Raw genomic sequence first — 15,465 nt, 5'->3', positions numbered from 1 at the left:
AAAATGAAAAATCAATTTTCAAAACTGACGAACCGCTGGAATAGTGGTTCTTTGAAGTGGGAAATTAAAGAGAATGAACTTCCTATGTGGGTAGCGGATATGGATTTTGAAACTGCGCCAGAAATAATCGAGGCTCTAAAACAAAGAGTTGAGCATGGTATTTTTGGATATAACATCGTTCCTGATGAATTCTTTGAAAGTATTCAGACCTGGTGGCTAAAAAGGCATAATTATTATCTAGAAAAAGAGTGGATGTTATTTTGTACAGGGGTAGTCCCAGCAATTTCTTCACTCGTTAGAAAGATGACAAGTGTAGGAGAAAATATTTTAATTCAAGCACCAGTATATAATATTTTTTATAATTCTATTTTAAATAATGGACGGCATATTATTTCGAGTGATTTAATTTTTGATGGAAAAGAATATTATATTGATTTTGTAGATTTAGAAATGAAGCTGGCAGATCCTCAAACAACTATGATGATTCTTTGTAATCCACATAATCCAATTGGAAAAATATGGGACATTGAATCATTAGAGCGGATCGGTGAAATGTGCGCTAAATATAATGTTTTAGTAATTAGTGACGAGATTCATTGTGATCTTACTGCACCTAATAAGAATTATATTCCGTTTGCTAGTGTTTCAAAAGTTAATCAGATGAATAGTATTACTTGTATTGCTCCAACTAAAGCTTTTAATTTAGCTGGACTACAAACTGCTTGTATTGTTGTCGCTAATCCACAATTACGACATAAGGTAAATCGGGGCATTAATACTGATGAAGTGGCAGAACCTAATAGTTTTGCTATTACGGCAACAGTTGCTGCGTTTACTAAAGGGGCAGTGTGGCTTGATGAATTGAGGGAATATATTGAAGAAAATAAAAATATAGTATCTAAATTTATTCGATGCTATTTACCAGAAATTTATTTAATTCCTAGTGAGGCTACTTATTTATTGTGGCTTGATTGTTCACGAATAACAACTGACAGTACAATGTTAACACAATTTATTCGCGATAAGACGGGTTTGTATTTGACTAGCGGAATTGAGTATGGTGAAAATGGTAATGGATTTATTCGAATGAATATAGCTTGTCCACAATCACGATTATTCGACGGTTTAGAGAGATTTAAAGAGGGTATAAGAGCCTATCAGCAAGGAGAAATAAAAATGGAAGAGATTGACATAGAAAAAATGCATCAATTTGAAGATGTTATTAATATGGAAATATTTTATAATAAAACTACTCAAGAAATTATGGAACAATACTATTTGCAAAGAGAAAATGCAGATTCTCTAGCAATGCAAGATTTTACGTTGACTGACGAAGAATTAAGGGTGTTGGATCAATTAATAAAAATTTAATTAAAAAATTATATTAAATTGCTCTTTTCTAGGAAAATAAGTGAAATAAAAACTTGTACTTAGAAGGGAGCATATTTTTTATTGGAATGTTATATTAATTAGAAAAGAAAATTACAAGCCATTATATAATTAACTGATTATTATTTTTTTATATGGTAAAATATTCTTGAAATTTGATAACAAAGGGGAAAGTTTATGGAAAATAATCAGAAAAAAGAAGTTAATGAAGCACTTCATGCAATTGAAGAAACTTTAGGTCATTTATCAAGGGCTCAGGATTATTTAAGTAGTGCAGGAAACTGGGGACTTTTTGATATGATTGGTGGTGGTTTTATTACAACGATGATCAAACATGGTAAAATGAATGAAGCTGAAAGAGCAATGGCAGCAGCACGTAATTCGATACGAAATCTAAAAAAAGAATTAAGTGATGTAGATCAGCTGGTTGATGTTGATTTAAATATTAGTGATTTTTTAAGTTTTGCAGATTATTTCTTTGATGGAATCATTGCTGATTGGATGGTTCAATCAAAGATCAAAGATGCTCGATTTCAAGTTGATAAAGCTATTCGAGAATTAAATCGTATTAAAAATACGTTACTGACCCTTGCAGTCTAGAAATATTGTAAAATGAAGGTATGATTTGATATTATGGATAACATAATCAATCAAATGATTGAAGTAACTACTTAGTTTGAAGATTTAGAAGTACAATTTTTAAAGGTAACAAGTTGTTTAAAAGAAAATGGATTAATGTTAATATATGGTTTTCAACCATTTATGAATATGTTCGTACTGTCTGAAGCAAGTGTATTTGATGAAAATTCATTTAAATAAAATTGAATATTTGTATTTTGGGAAGGAATCTTAGAAAAATACTGAAATATTTTATATAACTAGACAACACAAATCAAAAGAATTCACTAGTTTTTGGCATATATTCAGTGGAATTATTAATGTATTTACTTATGTAAGTATGAATGTCATAAGATTAAATGAAAGAGAAGTAGAATTTATATAATGAAAACAGTCTATAATAGGATAGACTGTTTTATAGTACGATGGACTTATTTTAAATTGCTTTAGATTGGATTAGGAATTTTGTCATAAATTTTATATAATAAAATAAAGTGAGGTGTAAGCATGGAATTAAGAGTACTTAAGTATTTTTTAGCGGTAGCACGTGAAGAAAATATCACAAAAGCCGCTGAGTTTTTACATATAACTCAACCAACCTTATCAAGACAACTGATGCAGCTTGAAGAGGAGTTAAACGCGCAATTATTTATCCGAGGAAAAAATCGAATTGTTTTAACAGATGAAGGAATGCTGCTTCGAAGAAGAGCTGAGGAAATTGTAGATCTAGCTAATAAAACGGAAAAAGAATTTTTAGAACAAGATAATCTAGTTACAGGAGAAATTTTTATTGGTGGTGGGGAAACAAATGCTATGCATATTCTTGCTAGAATAATCAAAGAATTTAAAGAAGAATATCCTCAAATCAAATATCAATTTTATAGTGGGAATGCTGATGATATTAAAGAGCGTTTAGATAAAGGATTGATTGATATTGGTTTGTTGACTGAACCAGTTGATATTGAAAAGTATGAGTTTGTACGCTTAGAGCAAAAGGAAGTTTGGGGTATTTTAGCACCTAAAGATAGTAAACTTGCAGCTAAGGAATATGCAACACCACAAGATTTATTAAAATTGCCATTATTAAGTACTCGAAGAACAATCGTTCAAAATGAAATAGCTAATTGGTTTGGGCAAGATTATGAGCAATTAGATATTATTGCGACATACAATCTTATTTATAATGCTGCAATTATGGTAGAAGAGGGGATTGGGTATGCGATTTGTTTAGAAAAGTTAGTCAATATTAATGATGAAACAAAAATTCGCTTTATTCCATTTTATCCTCCATTGTTAACTGGAACAGTAATCGTATGGAAAAAGCATCAAATTTTTTCACCTGCTACAGCGCGATTTATTGAAAAAATAAAGCATTCTCTAAAAGCATGATTGATTATAGATTATAGGTATTAGACATATAATTTCTGACGATTTATAATAACATTGAAAAGAAAGGATGAATTATAATGACAAAACAAGCTGTTGCACCACGAACAATTTTTATGACGGAAAAGGATTTTCAGCCCATTGATGAAACTAGAATTTATTGGTTATCAAGCGCTGGTGTGATGATCAATAGTCACGGTACTACTTTGATGATTGATCCATTATTAGAAGGATTTGATCTACCTTTATTAGTTGAAATGCCAATTTTACCTAAAGATGTACCTAGTTTAGATGGAGTACTGATTACACATTGCGATAATGATCATTTTAGTCGATTAACCTGTAAAAATTTAGCTCCAGTGACTAAATCATTTCATGGTCCTCATTATTTAGCAGAATTATTCGCAGAAGAAGATTTAAAAGGAAATGGATATGATATTGGTGAATCATTTGAAATTGGAAACATGAAAATAAAATTAACTCCTGCTGATCATGCTTGGCAAAATGAAAGTAGTAAGTATAGTAAAATTCGTAAATATCAGTTTGAAGATTATTGCGGTTATTGGATTGATACACCTGATGGGACGATTTGGATGGTTGGAGATTCGAGACTTTTACAAGAACATCTGCAAATGCCAGAACCAGATGTTATGTTATTTGATTTTTCAGATAATTCTTGGCATATCGGCTTAGATAATGCGATCAAATTGGCCAATACATATCCTAATACAGAATTAATTTTAATTCATTGGGGAACTGTTGATGCTCCGGAAATGAATGCATTTAATGGTGATCCTAAGTCTTTGAATGGACGTGTTGTTAATCCAGAAAGGATTAGAGTTGTAGCTCCAGGGGAAGCTTTTGTATTAAAAAAATAAAATTGTTAGAACCAAGTTGTCATTAGTATAGCTTGGTTTTTTGATATATCAATAATGCTTTTTAGGTATTATTGATAATACAATATAGGTATTAGACATAACAATATAATTAACTTAAAATATAAGTGTATAGATAAGGTAATGGAGGTGAAACATCTTGAGAATAAAAGAGGTAAGTAAGAGATTTAATGTTTCAATAACAGCTTTACGATACTATGAAAAAGTTGGTCTATTTGAAGATGTTAACCGTGTTAATGGTATTAGAGAATATGAAGATAAAGATATTGAAAGATTAAGTTTAATATTAACATTGAAAAATATTGGCTTGAGCAATGAAACTATTTTGAAATATATCGAATTAAATGAACAAGGGGCACATACGAAGAAACAGCAAATTCAGGTTTTGAAGTTAGAACGTCAAAAGCTATTAGATAGTATTCATAATCAACAGAAAAATATAGATTCTTTGGATTATTTGATTTACCAGTTAAAAGATAAGGAGAAGATAAAACATGGTGAGCAAAAGTAGTAAACATTGGTTAGTTTTAATTGTATGTTGTGGTTTAGCGGCATCTTCAATAGGGGTTTCAATTAATTCGTCAGGTGTCTTTTATACACCTGTTTCAACTAGTCTTGGAATTATGCGTGGAACATTTTCTATGCATATGACTATCTTTTCATTAACAACAGCAATTGGGGCTTTATTCATACCTAGAATTATGAATAAAGTATCTTACAAACTATTACTGACAATTAGTGTTGTAATAGCAGTAGTTGCTACAGGATTGATGGCAGTAACTAAATCAATTCCGGGATTTTATCTGCTGGGAGCTATCAGAGGACTTAGTACAGGTATGTTTTCAATTGTTCCCTTAACAATAATTATTAATAATTGGTTTGAAAAAAGTCATGGTTTGGCTACTAGTATTGTCTTTGGATTCAGTGGTTTAGCAGGATCGATTTGTTCACCGATTTTATCAAGCTTTATTGAAAATTTTGGATGGCAAACTGGTTATTTAATCAAAGCTGCAATTATATTAGGATTATGTTTGCCCGCTGTCTTATATCCATTTCACCTTGATCCACAAAAAGATGGTTGTTTACCTTATGGACATGTGGAGCAGCCACAAGATATGGTGACACAAGTGTCAAATTCATTTAGCTTTACAACAGTTGCATTTATTAGTTTCTTTGTCTTCGGATTATTATGTAGTTGTATTACTAGTGTTACTCAGCATTTACCTGGATATGGTCAATCATTGGGCTATAGTGCTGCATTAGGAGCAATGCTTTTGTCATCGGGAATGGTAGGAAATATTATTTCCAAATTGATTATTGGAGTTTTAAGTGATCATTTAGGGGCAATTAAAGCAACTGTTACAATGATCATAGCTAATACTGTAGGAATTATTTTATTAATGTGGGGTTCAACAGCGTGGCTATTAATTATTGGAGCATTTTTGTTTGGTTCATGTTATTCAATTGGAGCAGTGGCATTGCCTTTATTAACCAAATACTTCTTTGGAATAGATAATTATGCAAGGGTTTTCCCAAAGATTTCTTTTGCTTCTAATTTAGGAGCAGCAATTTCTTTATCTATGGTAGGGTATATATATGATTTCTTTGGCTCTTATTTATATGCATTTATCATTGCTCTAGCAATGATTGCAGTTTGTGTAATTACTTTAACATTAACTGCCAAAACAAAAGAATAGAGGAGGAAAGATTATGAATAAGAAAGCAGAACAGTTATTTAGTGATTTAAATGATGGAAAGGATTTTTTAGTAAAGGATCCAGAACTTCGGGAAATTATGATTAATTATCTTTATGGGGATGTCTATCACCATGGTAACCTTGATTTTAAATTAAGAGAGCTTATTTTAATTGTCGTTAATACTACCAATCATACTTTAAAGGCTTTAAAGGAACATGTGACAAGTGGCTTGAGTGTCGGAGTAACACCTGTAGAAATTAAAGAAGCAGTATATCAATGCACTCCCTATATAGGATTAGGCAAAGTAGAAGAAGCATTAGAAATAGTTAATCTTGTTTTTGAAGAGAAAAATATTAGTTTACCACTATTACCACAAGCAACGGTACAAGGTGATAATAGATTTGAAAAGGGATTTGCAGTTCAAAGTGCTGCATTTGGACAAGAGCATATTCAAGCAGGTCACGACCATGCTCCAAAGGAATTAAAGCACATTCAAAATTATTTATCTGAATACTGTTTTGGAGATTTTTATACAAGAAATGGTTTGGATTTACCAACAAGAGAATTGATTACAATGGTGATGTTAGCTACTTTAGGAGGTTGTGAGAATCAATTGCGAGCTCATGTTGGGGCAAATCTAACAGTTGGAAATAATCGTGATACTTTAATTGAAACAATCACTCAATGTCAACCGTATATAGGATTTCCAAGAACATTAAATGCAATTGCAATTATTAATGAAATAACTAAGAAATAAAAATGGAGGAATGTAAAATGAATCGTGAAGAAAGTTTAGGACCATCTGCAGTATTTGAATTAGGAGAACCTAATGATGCGTATGCAAAATATTTTATTGGTCAAAGTTATTTGAAACATCTAACAACAGAAGGAGTTGGTGTTGTCAATGTCACATTTGAACCCGGTTGTCGTAATAATTGGCATATTCATCATAAAGGTGGTCAAATCTTAATCGTTACTGGTGGAAAAGGTTATTATCAAGAGTGGGGAAAACCAGTACAATGTTTAAAACCAGGTGATATTGTAAATATTCCACCTGAGATAAAACATTGGCATGGAGCAGTAAAGGATAGCTGGTTTAGTCATTTAGCTGTTGAAGTGCCGGCTAAGGATGCTTCTAATGAGTGGTGTGAACTAGTTACAGATGAAGAATATGAAAAATTATAAAAGGAGATAAGACAATGGAATATGTAAAATTAGGAAATACAGGTTTAGAAGTATCTAAAATATGTTTAGGTTGTATGAGTTTCGGGGATCCTCAACGTTGGATCCATAGTTGGGTACTGAATGAAACTGATTCTCGTAAGATTATAAAAAAAGCATTAGATTTAGGAATCAATTTTTTTGATACTGCTAATGTTTATGGATTAGGGGCCAGTGAAGAAATTTTAGGACGAGCGCTTCAGGAGTATGCTAAACGGGAAGAAATTGTAATCGCTACAAAAGTAAGCGGTCAAATGCATGAAGGACCAAATGGGAAAGGATTATCGCGAAAAGCAATTTTGCATGAAGTTGAACAATGTTTAAAAAGATTGGGAACCGATTATATTGATTTACTTTATATTCATCGCTGGGATTATAATACTCCAATTGAAGAAACGATGTGTGCTCTAAATGATTTGGTTAGAGCAGGAAAGGTTCATTATTTAGGTGCTTCATCGATGTATGCCTGGCAATTTCAAAAAGCACAGTATCTTGCAGAAAAAAATGGATGGACTAAATTTTCTGTAATGCAGGGTCATTATAATTTATTATATCGTGAAGAAGAGCGAGAAATGATTCCTTTATGCAAAGATATGAAAGTAGCTTTGGTGCCTTATAGTCCACTAGCGGCAGGACGATTAACTCGTGATTGGAATTCAGATTCAAAAAGAGCTCAAGAAGATTTGGTTGCAAAACGAAAATATGATAGTACTGTAGATACAGATCGAAAAATTGTTGAAAGAGTTGCTGAAATTGCAGATAAATATCAAGTCACTAAATCTCAAGTTGCTGTTGCATGGTTATGGGCTAAAGGCGTGACTGCACCAATTGTAGGGATTACAAAAGAAAAATATTTAGACGATTTTGCGGGTGCTTTAACAGTTAAACTAACACAAGAAGATATAGAATATTTAGAAGAATGCTATCAGCCTCATGTAATTATGGGACATAATTAGAAAGGATGAAAAAATGGTGAAAAAATTATATTTAATGCGTCATGGACAAACACTATTTAATCTTCAAAATAAAATTCAAGGCTGGTGTGATTCGCCATTAACAGAGTTGGGGCAGTATCAAGCTAAAGTAGCCGGACAATATTTTAAAGATCATCAAATTACTTTTGATCATGCCTATTGTTCTACTAGTGAGAGATGTAGTGATACCTTAGAATTAGTTACAGATATGCCGTATACGCGTTTAAAAGGGTTAAAAGAAAATTTTTATGGTCAATTAGAAGGTGAGAGTGAAAGGTTAAATTGTCACTTGACACCAAAGGATTGCGAAACTTTCTATTTACAATATGGTGGAGAGTCTTCAAATACAGTTAGAGATCGAATGATGCAGACATTGACAAATATTATGGAACGAGATGATCATTTTAATGTTTTAGCTGTTAGCCATAGTGGAGCTTGCTTTAACTTTTTAAGAGCAATTCAAGATCCAACTGAAGAATTAAATAAAGGGTTTGGAAATTGCTGTATTTTTGTTTATCAATTTAATGATGGAGTATTTAAGTTGGAAGAAGTAATTAGACACAAATATAATTAAAAATATCCACTTCATTATGAAGTGGATATTTTTTCATTTGCACAGCAAGTAGGTTAACTGTCATTCCTGTATTGCTAACCAACAATATTTTCATCTTAAGTATCTTTATTAATGATAGATAAAACGTTGGGATATTTATTGCAAGTATGCTCACTGTTTAGAATGGAAATTATGTTAGTAATAAATTTATTTTTAAGTTAGCTTTACAGCGATTGATAAGTGGTAATAAAAGAATCAAATCATCTTTGTTATTAATATTTTTATTTAGAGTGTTAATATCAACAGATTCTATTTTTAGTTTTCCTTGATTTAAATCAAGGAATTTTTGTATGTTGTAAGCAAAAAAGAAGAAGTAAATCCCTAGCTGCAATAAATTAAAACTTTTTTCAAGTATTATCAATACATCTAAAATCTTTCATTGTTTTCATAATATTCATTTGGAAATTTATCTTTTGCCCACTGATACATAACCAAATAGTTTACTTGTTTTAAAAAGTTATTCATATTATCTCACTCCTTTATCTATCATTGTGCTTATTATACAAAAAATGGGAACAGATTATAGACTCTTTAAACATTATGGAATATTTTTGCAGCTTTTTGATTAAAGTAGTTAGAAGAATAGAAAAAATTTTTTCAAAATTTGGTATAGTAACAAAAAAGATAGGATAACTGTTATAATTTAGTCATTAATAGAAGGGAGCTTGAAAATGTTTTGTGATTATCATGTACATACAGAGTATAGCGATGATTCTTGCTATCTAATGGAGGATGTTATTAGGGATGCAATCGTTTTAGGTATTAAAGAAATATGTTTTACAGATCATGTTGATTATGGAATCAAATTAGATTGGGATGATCCAAATTTAATAATTAAAGAGAATGAAAAGACTATTGCCAATGTCAATTATCCACAGTATTTTCAAAAAATTGATTCTTTAACAGAGAAATATTGTAACCAAATTACGATAAAAAAAGGAATGGAATTTGGAATACAAATGCATACTATTGATAAATTTCAAAAACTTTTTAATAAATATCCATTTGATTTTATTATTCTTTCAATTCATCAAGTTGAAAATAAAGAGTTTTGGACTAATGATTTTCAAGCTGGACTAAGTGAGGCTGAATATTATCAAAGATACTACCAAGAAATGTATGATGTTGTAAGAAACTATCATGATTACAGTGTTTTGGGACATATGGATTTAATTAAACGTTATGATGATAAAGATGGTTATGATGCCTTCAATGAACACAAGGAGATAATCACTAGGATACTTAAATATATTATTGAAGATGGAAAGGGAATTGAATTAAATACATCTTCAGTTAGATATGGTCTTGATGATTTAATGCCATCACGTGATATTTTTCAGCTATATTACGATCTTGGGGGAAGAATTATTACAATAGGTAGTGATAGTCACGAAAAAGTTCATCTAGGTGCTCATATTGAAACGATGAAAAAGGATTTAAAAAAGATTGGCTTTAAAGAATTTTGTACTTTTAAACAAATGAAACCAATTTTTCATAAATTGTAGAAAATGGATTTTTAATAGTCCATTTTTATATTAATTTTATTTTAAAATAATGGTGATAATCTAAATAATTTAAGCTATAGAAAGAAATAAAGATGGGTTACCGCATATAAAATAAAAGTTTTAGAGAGATTTTTAGTTATTGATGAAATTAACTAATGCTCAAAGAGAAAATCTCCAAATTAGCAGTTTATATTGGAAGAAGTTTAATTATGCTTTGAAAGCTGCTCTGTTATCATGATCTGATAATTGGATAAAATACTTGGGTTCACTTTACTAGGTATCTTTTTTATTAGCTATAACTAATTATATATAATATAATGAAATAAAGGGTGATAATTATGAGCTATTTATTTGATAGTTATGCAAAGATATATGATCATTTTATGCGCTTGTTTCATTTAGATGATACAAGTGTTATTGAACACAAATTATCGAAGGGGCAATATCATATTTTGGATGTTGGCGGAGGAAGTGGAACACTAGCCGCTGATTTACAAGCTGCTGGTCATCAAGTCACAATTGTGGATTCTAGTTTATCAATGCTTAAAGAAGCTAAAAAGAAAAACACTAATGTAAAATTAATTCATGCATCGATACAAAAAGGTCTTCCAATAAATAAAGTCGATGTTATCATTTGTCGAGATTGTTTACATCATTTAATGAATCAAGAAAAATGTCTTAAATTGATGCTAAATTATCTAAATAATAACGGTTTTATTTTGATTCATGATTTTAATCAAAGAGCATTTAGAATAAAATTACTTTTTCTTTTTGAACGTTGTTGTTTTGAAAAAATAAAACCAGTCAAACCTGAACAATTGGTTGATTTTTCGCTTCAAAATAAGCTGAATATAGTATTTCTACATCAAGGAAAGTGGGACTATATATGCATGTTAAAAAAAGAAAAATAATTAGTTTATTCCATTTAGGAATAAAGGTAGGATATTTATTTATAACAAGAAAAATTGTGACTAGAAGTGATATTGGCAATTCTTATGATCTGGTTAGTAAAACTTATCAGCAAGAATATTTAAAAATAATGCATACATATAATGATATTCTTTTAAATCATCTAATCAAACATATTTCTAAAGGCCGTATTCTAGACTTGGCTGGAGGAACTGGTTATAATTCAAATTTTATCCAAGAATATAATGATTATTCAATTGATCTTGTGGATATTTCAAAGCAAATGTTAAAACAATGTCAGAATTCAAGCATTAATAAAGTGTGTAAAGGAATGCTTGAATTTTTAACAGTACAAGAAAGTTGTTGCTATGATGCAATCGTATGTACTTGGGCATTGATGTACGAACAACTACAAAAAGTATTAAATCAATGTCAGCGGTTATTAAAAAATGGGGGATATTTGTATATCTTAGTAAATGATCAGCAAACATTGCCACAAATTCGAAAAATTTATCCAAAATTATTAATTGAATATGTAGGCTCAATTAATAAATTAATGTTTGATTTACCAATGCCAAACAATGCGCAGCAATTGGAACGTTGGGCTAAAAAAGCGGGATTAAAAAATTGTCGAGTAACTTCAAAAAAACAAGAATTTTATTTCACAGATTGGAATCGGGCCGCAAAATTTGTTACCTCAACAGGTGCTTTGGCTGGTTATGATGCAATGTTGGATTTGAAAAATGAAAAAATTTTTAATACTCTTGTTGAGCAGCTGCAGAAGTTTTTTACTAAACCATGCATTACTCATCATTTCGTGATGGGAATATTTAAGAAGGGGTGACCTGAGTGAACAAACGGATGATTATTAAAATGTGTATCAATCCTCACATTATTAAAACATTTTTAAATTTGCATTGCCAATTTCGCAAGCATGAAGATTATAAGGTTAGAAATATGGTAAAATGTGGATTAAATATAATTATAAATGATCATTTAGTCCAGCATGATGGTTATTATTTAGTGAATTCATTTATTCCACCGATTAATACTGAAGCTTTTAGGACAGTAGTTAAGATGGTTCCTGGTAAAGGAAAAAATTTTTTTGTTAATCACACTGAAGGGATTCGGCTGGCTCCGATTTCTACATATATTGCTGTTACAGATAAATGTATGTACCATTGCTGGCATTGCAGTGCATCTAAGTTTATGAAAGATGCCACATCAAATAGTCAATTTTCGACTTTAGAATTAAAAAAAATCATTGCCCAATTACAAAGATTAGGTGTAGCAATTATTGGTTTTACAGGTGGTGAACCTTTATTGCGTGAAGATTTAGAGGAGCTTATTGCAAGTATTGATGAACGTAGTGTTAGTTATATTTTTACAACCGGATATAAATTAACTTATCAACGTGCTCTGGCTTTAAAAGAAGCGGGGTTATTTGGTATTGCAATAAGTCTCGATTCTTTAGATGCCCAAAGACATAATGGAATGCGCCATAATGATCATGCTTACGATTATGCTGTTGAAGCTATTAAAAATGCTAAAAAGGCAGGGCTTTATACAATGAGTCAAACGGTATGTACACGAGAATTACTGATTAATGGAGGAATTTTAAAGCTGGCACTGTATTTAAAAAAATTAGAAATAGATGAAATGCGAATCATGGAGCCCTTACCTTGTGGTGCTTTAAAAAACAAATTGGAAGAAGTTCTAACTGATAACGAAAAAGAACAATTAAAGCAATTGCATATTACATTAAATAGAGATTCTCGATATCCTAAAGCCAGTGTCTTTCCATATTTTGAAAGTGCAGAACAATTTGGCTGTGGAGCTGGAGTACAGCATTCATATATTGATGGACATGGTAATTTTGGTCCCTGTGACTTTATTGAGCCGACATTTGGAAATGTGTTGAATGAAAATATTCAATATATTTGGGTAAAAATGTCAAAAGCAATAAATGGCCCGCATTGTCAATGTATTGCTAAAAATTGTGATATTTGTAAACAATTACCTCGATTTTATAAACTAATGCGAGGTTATAAAAAATGAGAAAGCAAGTGACTTATTTAGGAAATATTCTTTGCTATGAAATTGAAAATTTAAATAAACCAGTCTGTATTTGTTTTCATGGAATGAATATGACTAGAGAAATGTATAAAACAGATCAACTGCAACATTTATTAAAAAATTATTCTTTGGTTTTAGTTGATTTATGCGGATATGGGGATTCTTCGATAGAAACAAAGAATTTTAATATGGTAGTATTTAATCAGCTGGTATTAAAATTAGTGAAGTGCGAAAATATCAAATCTTGTACTATTGTTGGATATTGTTTAGGGGGTGCATTTGCACTTGATTTTGCGATTCGTAATCCATATTTTATTGAGCGTTTAATTTTGATAGAAACAATGATTTATTTACCGAAATGGTTATGGTTGACACTGTTGCCAGGATACTGCAGCGGCTATCGAATATTTCAAAAGCAGATTAAGTTATTTAAAATATTAGAATGTTGTACGAAATTCAAAAACATTAGTTCATCAGAACGAATAAGAATATCGTCAAGGGAATGGAATCGTACTGTTAATTCATTTTATTTAAAGCTTATGAATGAGTATGAAAAACAAAATCATATTAAGCGATGTCAACAAATCAACTGCCCAGTTAATATAATTTATAGTCAAGCCAGTTTTAAAAATATTCGAAAAACTGCGCAAATCTTATCACAGTTTTCATTTGTAGAACTCCATTTGTGTCAAGGCAGAGGTCATTTTTTGTTTCTTGATGAGACTATGAATAGAATAGTGATATAAAGGCTGGAAGGGAAGAAATAATGCAGAAGAAAACAATTATTATGGGAATAGTCATATGTCTATTAGGGATTGGTTATTTTTTATTAAATAAGCCTTGATTATCTAATGAAGATGGAGAATTATTTAATTATCTACTTAATGGTTATAATCCTGATTTGTCAATCACAGAAATTATAGTTCAAGAGGGGGAAGAAAGATTATTTAATCTCTTTACATTAATTGACGAAAAATCTAATTATGGTGAACGGTTTAATGATTGTACTCTGGTAGAGCAAAATTTTTGGTTTCTCTATAATTTTCATATGGAAGTAGAATGTGGGGGGAGTTGAGCAGTTTATTTCAAATTATTATCATCATTCTGATTTTACGCTTGAAGCTTTTAGAGATTTGGAACTAACGATAAGTAAAGATTATTTACAAGCTGCAATTAATATCTATCCAAATAAACGAATCGAGATGTACTCAAATCAAGAAATCAGTAATCAATTAGATCAAATTGATGAACAGTATTATGCTGATCATGAAATAGAATATTTTGATTTTATTGATAAATACACAGAAGAAAATATTGTAAAGATGGATGAAATCATGTTTAAAATTGGAGCGTTTTCTAAATTAACATAGGCTACTGTTAGAATGTTAAGATATTATGATGAAATGGGACTTTTAAAACTGGCTGCAGTTGATTAAACAACTGGATATCGCGCCATGTATTCAAGTGAACAAATTCTTCGCTTAAATAAAATTATATATTTGTAAGGTAGTGGATTTAATTAACAGAGATAGCACTTGTTTTAAATAACCAAGGAAATCAGTTTATTATTGAATAACTGGAGCAAAAATATATTGGAGGAACAAGTAAAATTAAAAAATCGAATTAGCAAAAAAAGAATTATTAGGTAATAAAAATGGGATGAATTATAATGTTCTAATAAAATAAACTCCAAGTTATTTTGTACTTTCATTTAGAAAAATAATTTCTGATTATTATGCTGAAAGTAAGTTGTAGGAAGAATTATTAAACTTTACTGCTGAGCATAGAAGAGATGTTTCAGCAAAATATTTTTCAATTTATTATGATGAAGATTACCGTGAATATGATGTTGATGTAGAATTGTGAGTATCAATTAGAAAAGCTGTCACTATCGAGAAGCTTTTTAAATTTCGATACACCTCAGCTGTTGAAATAATGGCTTGTATGGTGATATATGGAGATTTTTCTAATATTGCTGATACTTATTTATCATTAGTAAATTGGTTACAAAAAATTCTCAGTATAAGATTTCAAGATCCAATTGCTTTAAGTGTTGTAGAAGTCATCGCAATAGATTATCAAACAGAGATAGTTAGTATCCCTTATATTGATATCAATCCATATACACCAAATCTTGAAGAATCGGCTTATTTTGCATGGGCGGATGAATTTGATTTTTAA

General features: G+C 30.4%; 17 protein-coding genes. All 17 read left to right on the top strand.

Translation table 11 applies throughout. The features are described from left to right. The first annotated feature begins 3 nt into the window (after positions 1-3). The 17 genes from KTF99_RS07995 (at position 4) to KTF99_RS07915 (ending at position 15,465) form a co-directional block, all read left to right on the top strand. The gene (locus KTF99_RS07995) at positions 4-1,371 is read left to right on the top strand and encodes a MalY/PatB family protein (RefSeq protein WP_020994566.1); all 1,368 of its coding nucleotides are present in this window, start codon (positions 4-6) and stop codon (positions 1,369-1,371) included. Between the two features lie 195 nt (positions 1,372-1,566). Beyond that, positions 1,567-1,989, top strand: a complete 423-nt coding sequence (locus KTF99_RS07990) for a hypothetical protein (RefSeq protein ID WP_003537482.1) — start codon at positions 1,567-1,569, stop codon at positions 1,987-1,989. A 525-nt stretch (positions 1,990-2,514) separates the two neighbouring features. Beyond that, complete coding sequence (locus KTF99_RS07985; RefSeq protein WP_003537483.1) at positions 2,515-3,396, top strand: LysR family transcriptional regulator; 882 nt, start codon at positions 2,515-2,517, stop codon at positions 3,394-3,396. A 77-nt stretch (positions 3,397-3,473) separates the two neighbouring features. Continuing rightward, the gene (locus KTF99_RS07980) at positions 3,474-4,271 is read left to right on the top strand and encodes an MBL fold metallo-hydrolase (protein ID WP_003537485.1); all 798 of its coding nucleotides are present in this window, start codon (positions 3,474-3,476) and stop codon (positions 4,269-4,271) included. A 157-nt stretch (positions 4,272-4,428) separates the two neighbouring features. Continuing rightward, the gene (locus KTF99_RS07975) at positions 4,429-4,800 is read left to right on the top strand and encodes a MerR family transcriptional regulator (protein WP_003537488.1); all 372 of its coding nucleotides are present in this window, start codon (positions 4,429-4,431) and stop codon (positions 4,798-4,800) included. Beyond that, entirely contained in the window at positions 4,784-5,986 is a 1,203-nt protein-coding gene (locus KTF99_RS07970; protein WP_003537490.1) for an MFS transporter, read from the top strand. Before KTF99_RS07975 ends, KTF99_RS07970 begins: the two co-directional genes overlap by 17 nt. A 13-nt stretch (positions 5,987-5,999) precedes the next feature. Continuing rightward, complete coding sequence (locus tag KTF99_RS07965) at positions 6,000-6,743, top strand: carboxymuconolactone decarboxylase family protein (RefSeq protein WP_003537493.1); 744 nt, start codon at positions 6,000-6,002, stop codon at positions 6,741-6,743. Positions 6,744-6,760: 17 nt separating this feature from the next. Beyond that, positions 6,761-7,171, top strand: coding sequence for a cupin domain-containing protein (locus KTF99_RS07960; protein ID WP_029480194.1), 411 nt, complete (start codon positions 6,761-6,763; stop codon positions 7,169-7,171). A 14-nt stretch (positions 7,172-7,185) separates the two neighbouring features. Next, positions 7,186-8,163: an aldo/keto reductase gene (locus KTF99_RS07955; protein ID WP_003537496.1), complete on the top strand. Its 978-nt coding sequence runs from the start codon at positions 7,186-7,188 to the stop codon at positions 8,161-8,163. 13 nt (positions 8,164-8,176) lie between these two features. Beyond that, positions 8,177-8,755 carry a histidine phosphatase family protein gene (locus tag KTF99_RS07950; RefSeq protein WP_003537497.1) on the top strand — a complete coding sequence of 193 codons (579 nt, stop codon included), beginning with the start codon at positions 8,177-8,179 and terminating at the stop codon, positions 8,753-8,755. A gap of 710 nt (positions 8,756-9,465) precedes the next feature. After that, a complete protein-coding gene (locus tag KTF99_RS07945) occupies positions 9,466-10,299 on the top strand; it encodes a histidinol-phosphatase HisJ family protein (protein WP_003537499.1) in 834 nt (277 codons plus the stop codon). 338 nt (positions 10,300-10,637) lie between these two features. Further along, complete coding sequence (locus KTF99_RS07940; RefSeq protein WP_003537500.1) at positions 10,638-11,210, top strand: class I SAM-dependent methyltransferase; 573 nt, start codon at positions 10,638-10,640, stop codon at positions 11,208-11,210. Then, entirely contained in the window at positions 11,186-12,052 is an 867-nt protein-coding gene (locus tag KTF99_RS07935) for a class I SAM-dependent methyltransferase (protein WP_029480192.1), read from the top strand. The genes KTF99_RS07940 and KTF99_RS07935 overlap by 25 nt, the downstream gene beginning before the upstream one ends. Before the next feature lie 5 nt (positions 12,053-12,057). Then, positions 12,058-13,266: a radical SAM/SPASM domain-containing protein gene (locus KTF99_RS07930; RefSeq protein WP_008791535.1), complete on the top strand. Its 1,209-nt coding sequence runs from the start codon at positions 12,058-12,060 to the stop codon at positions 13,264-13,266. Then, positions 13,263-14,030 carry an alpha/beta fold hydrolase gene (locus tag KTF99_RS07925; protein ID WP_009300198.1) on the top strand — a complete coding sequence of 256 codons (768 nt, stop codon included), beginning with the start codon at positions 13,263-13,265 and terminating at the stop codon, positions 14,028-14,030. Before KTF99_RS07930 ends, KTF99_RS07925 begins: the two co-directional genes overlap by 4 nt. Positions 14,031-14,345: 315 nt before the next feature. Continuing rightward, complete coding sequence (locus tag KTF99_RS07920; RefSeq protein WP_029480190.1) at positions 14,346-14,654, top strand: DMP19 family protein; 309 nt, start codon at positions 14,346-14,348, stop codon at positions 14,652-14,654. 574 nt (positions 14,655-15,228) lie between these two features. Beyond that, complete coding sequence (locus tag KTF99_RS07915) at positions 15,229-15,465, top strand: hypothetical protein (protein ID WP_254210111.1); 237 nt, start codon at positions 15,229-15,231, stop codon at positions 15,463-15,465.

The sequence above is a fragment of the Erysipelatoclostridium sp. MSK.7.34 genome (genome assembly GCF_019041935.1).
GTDB classification, from domain to species: domain Bacteria; phylum Bacillota_I; class Bacilli_A; order Erysipelotrichales; family Coprobacillaceae; genus Thomasclavelia; species Thomasclavelia ramosa.
Note: the sequence above shows the minus strand (reverse complement) of the source record. Positions and strands in the feature narration are given on the sequence as shown.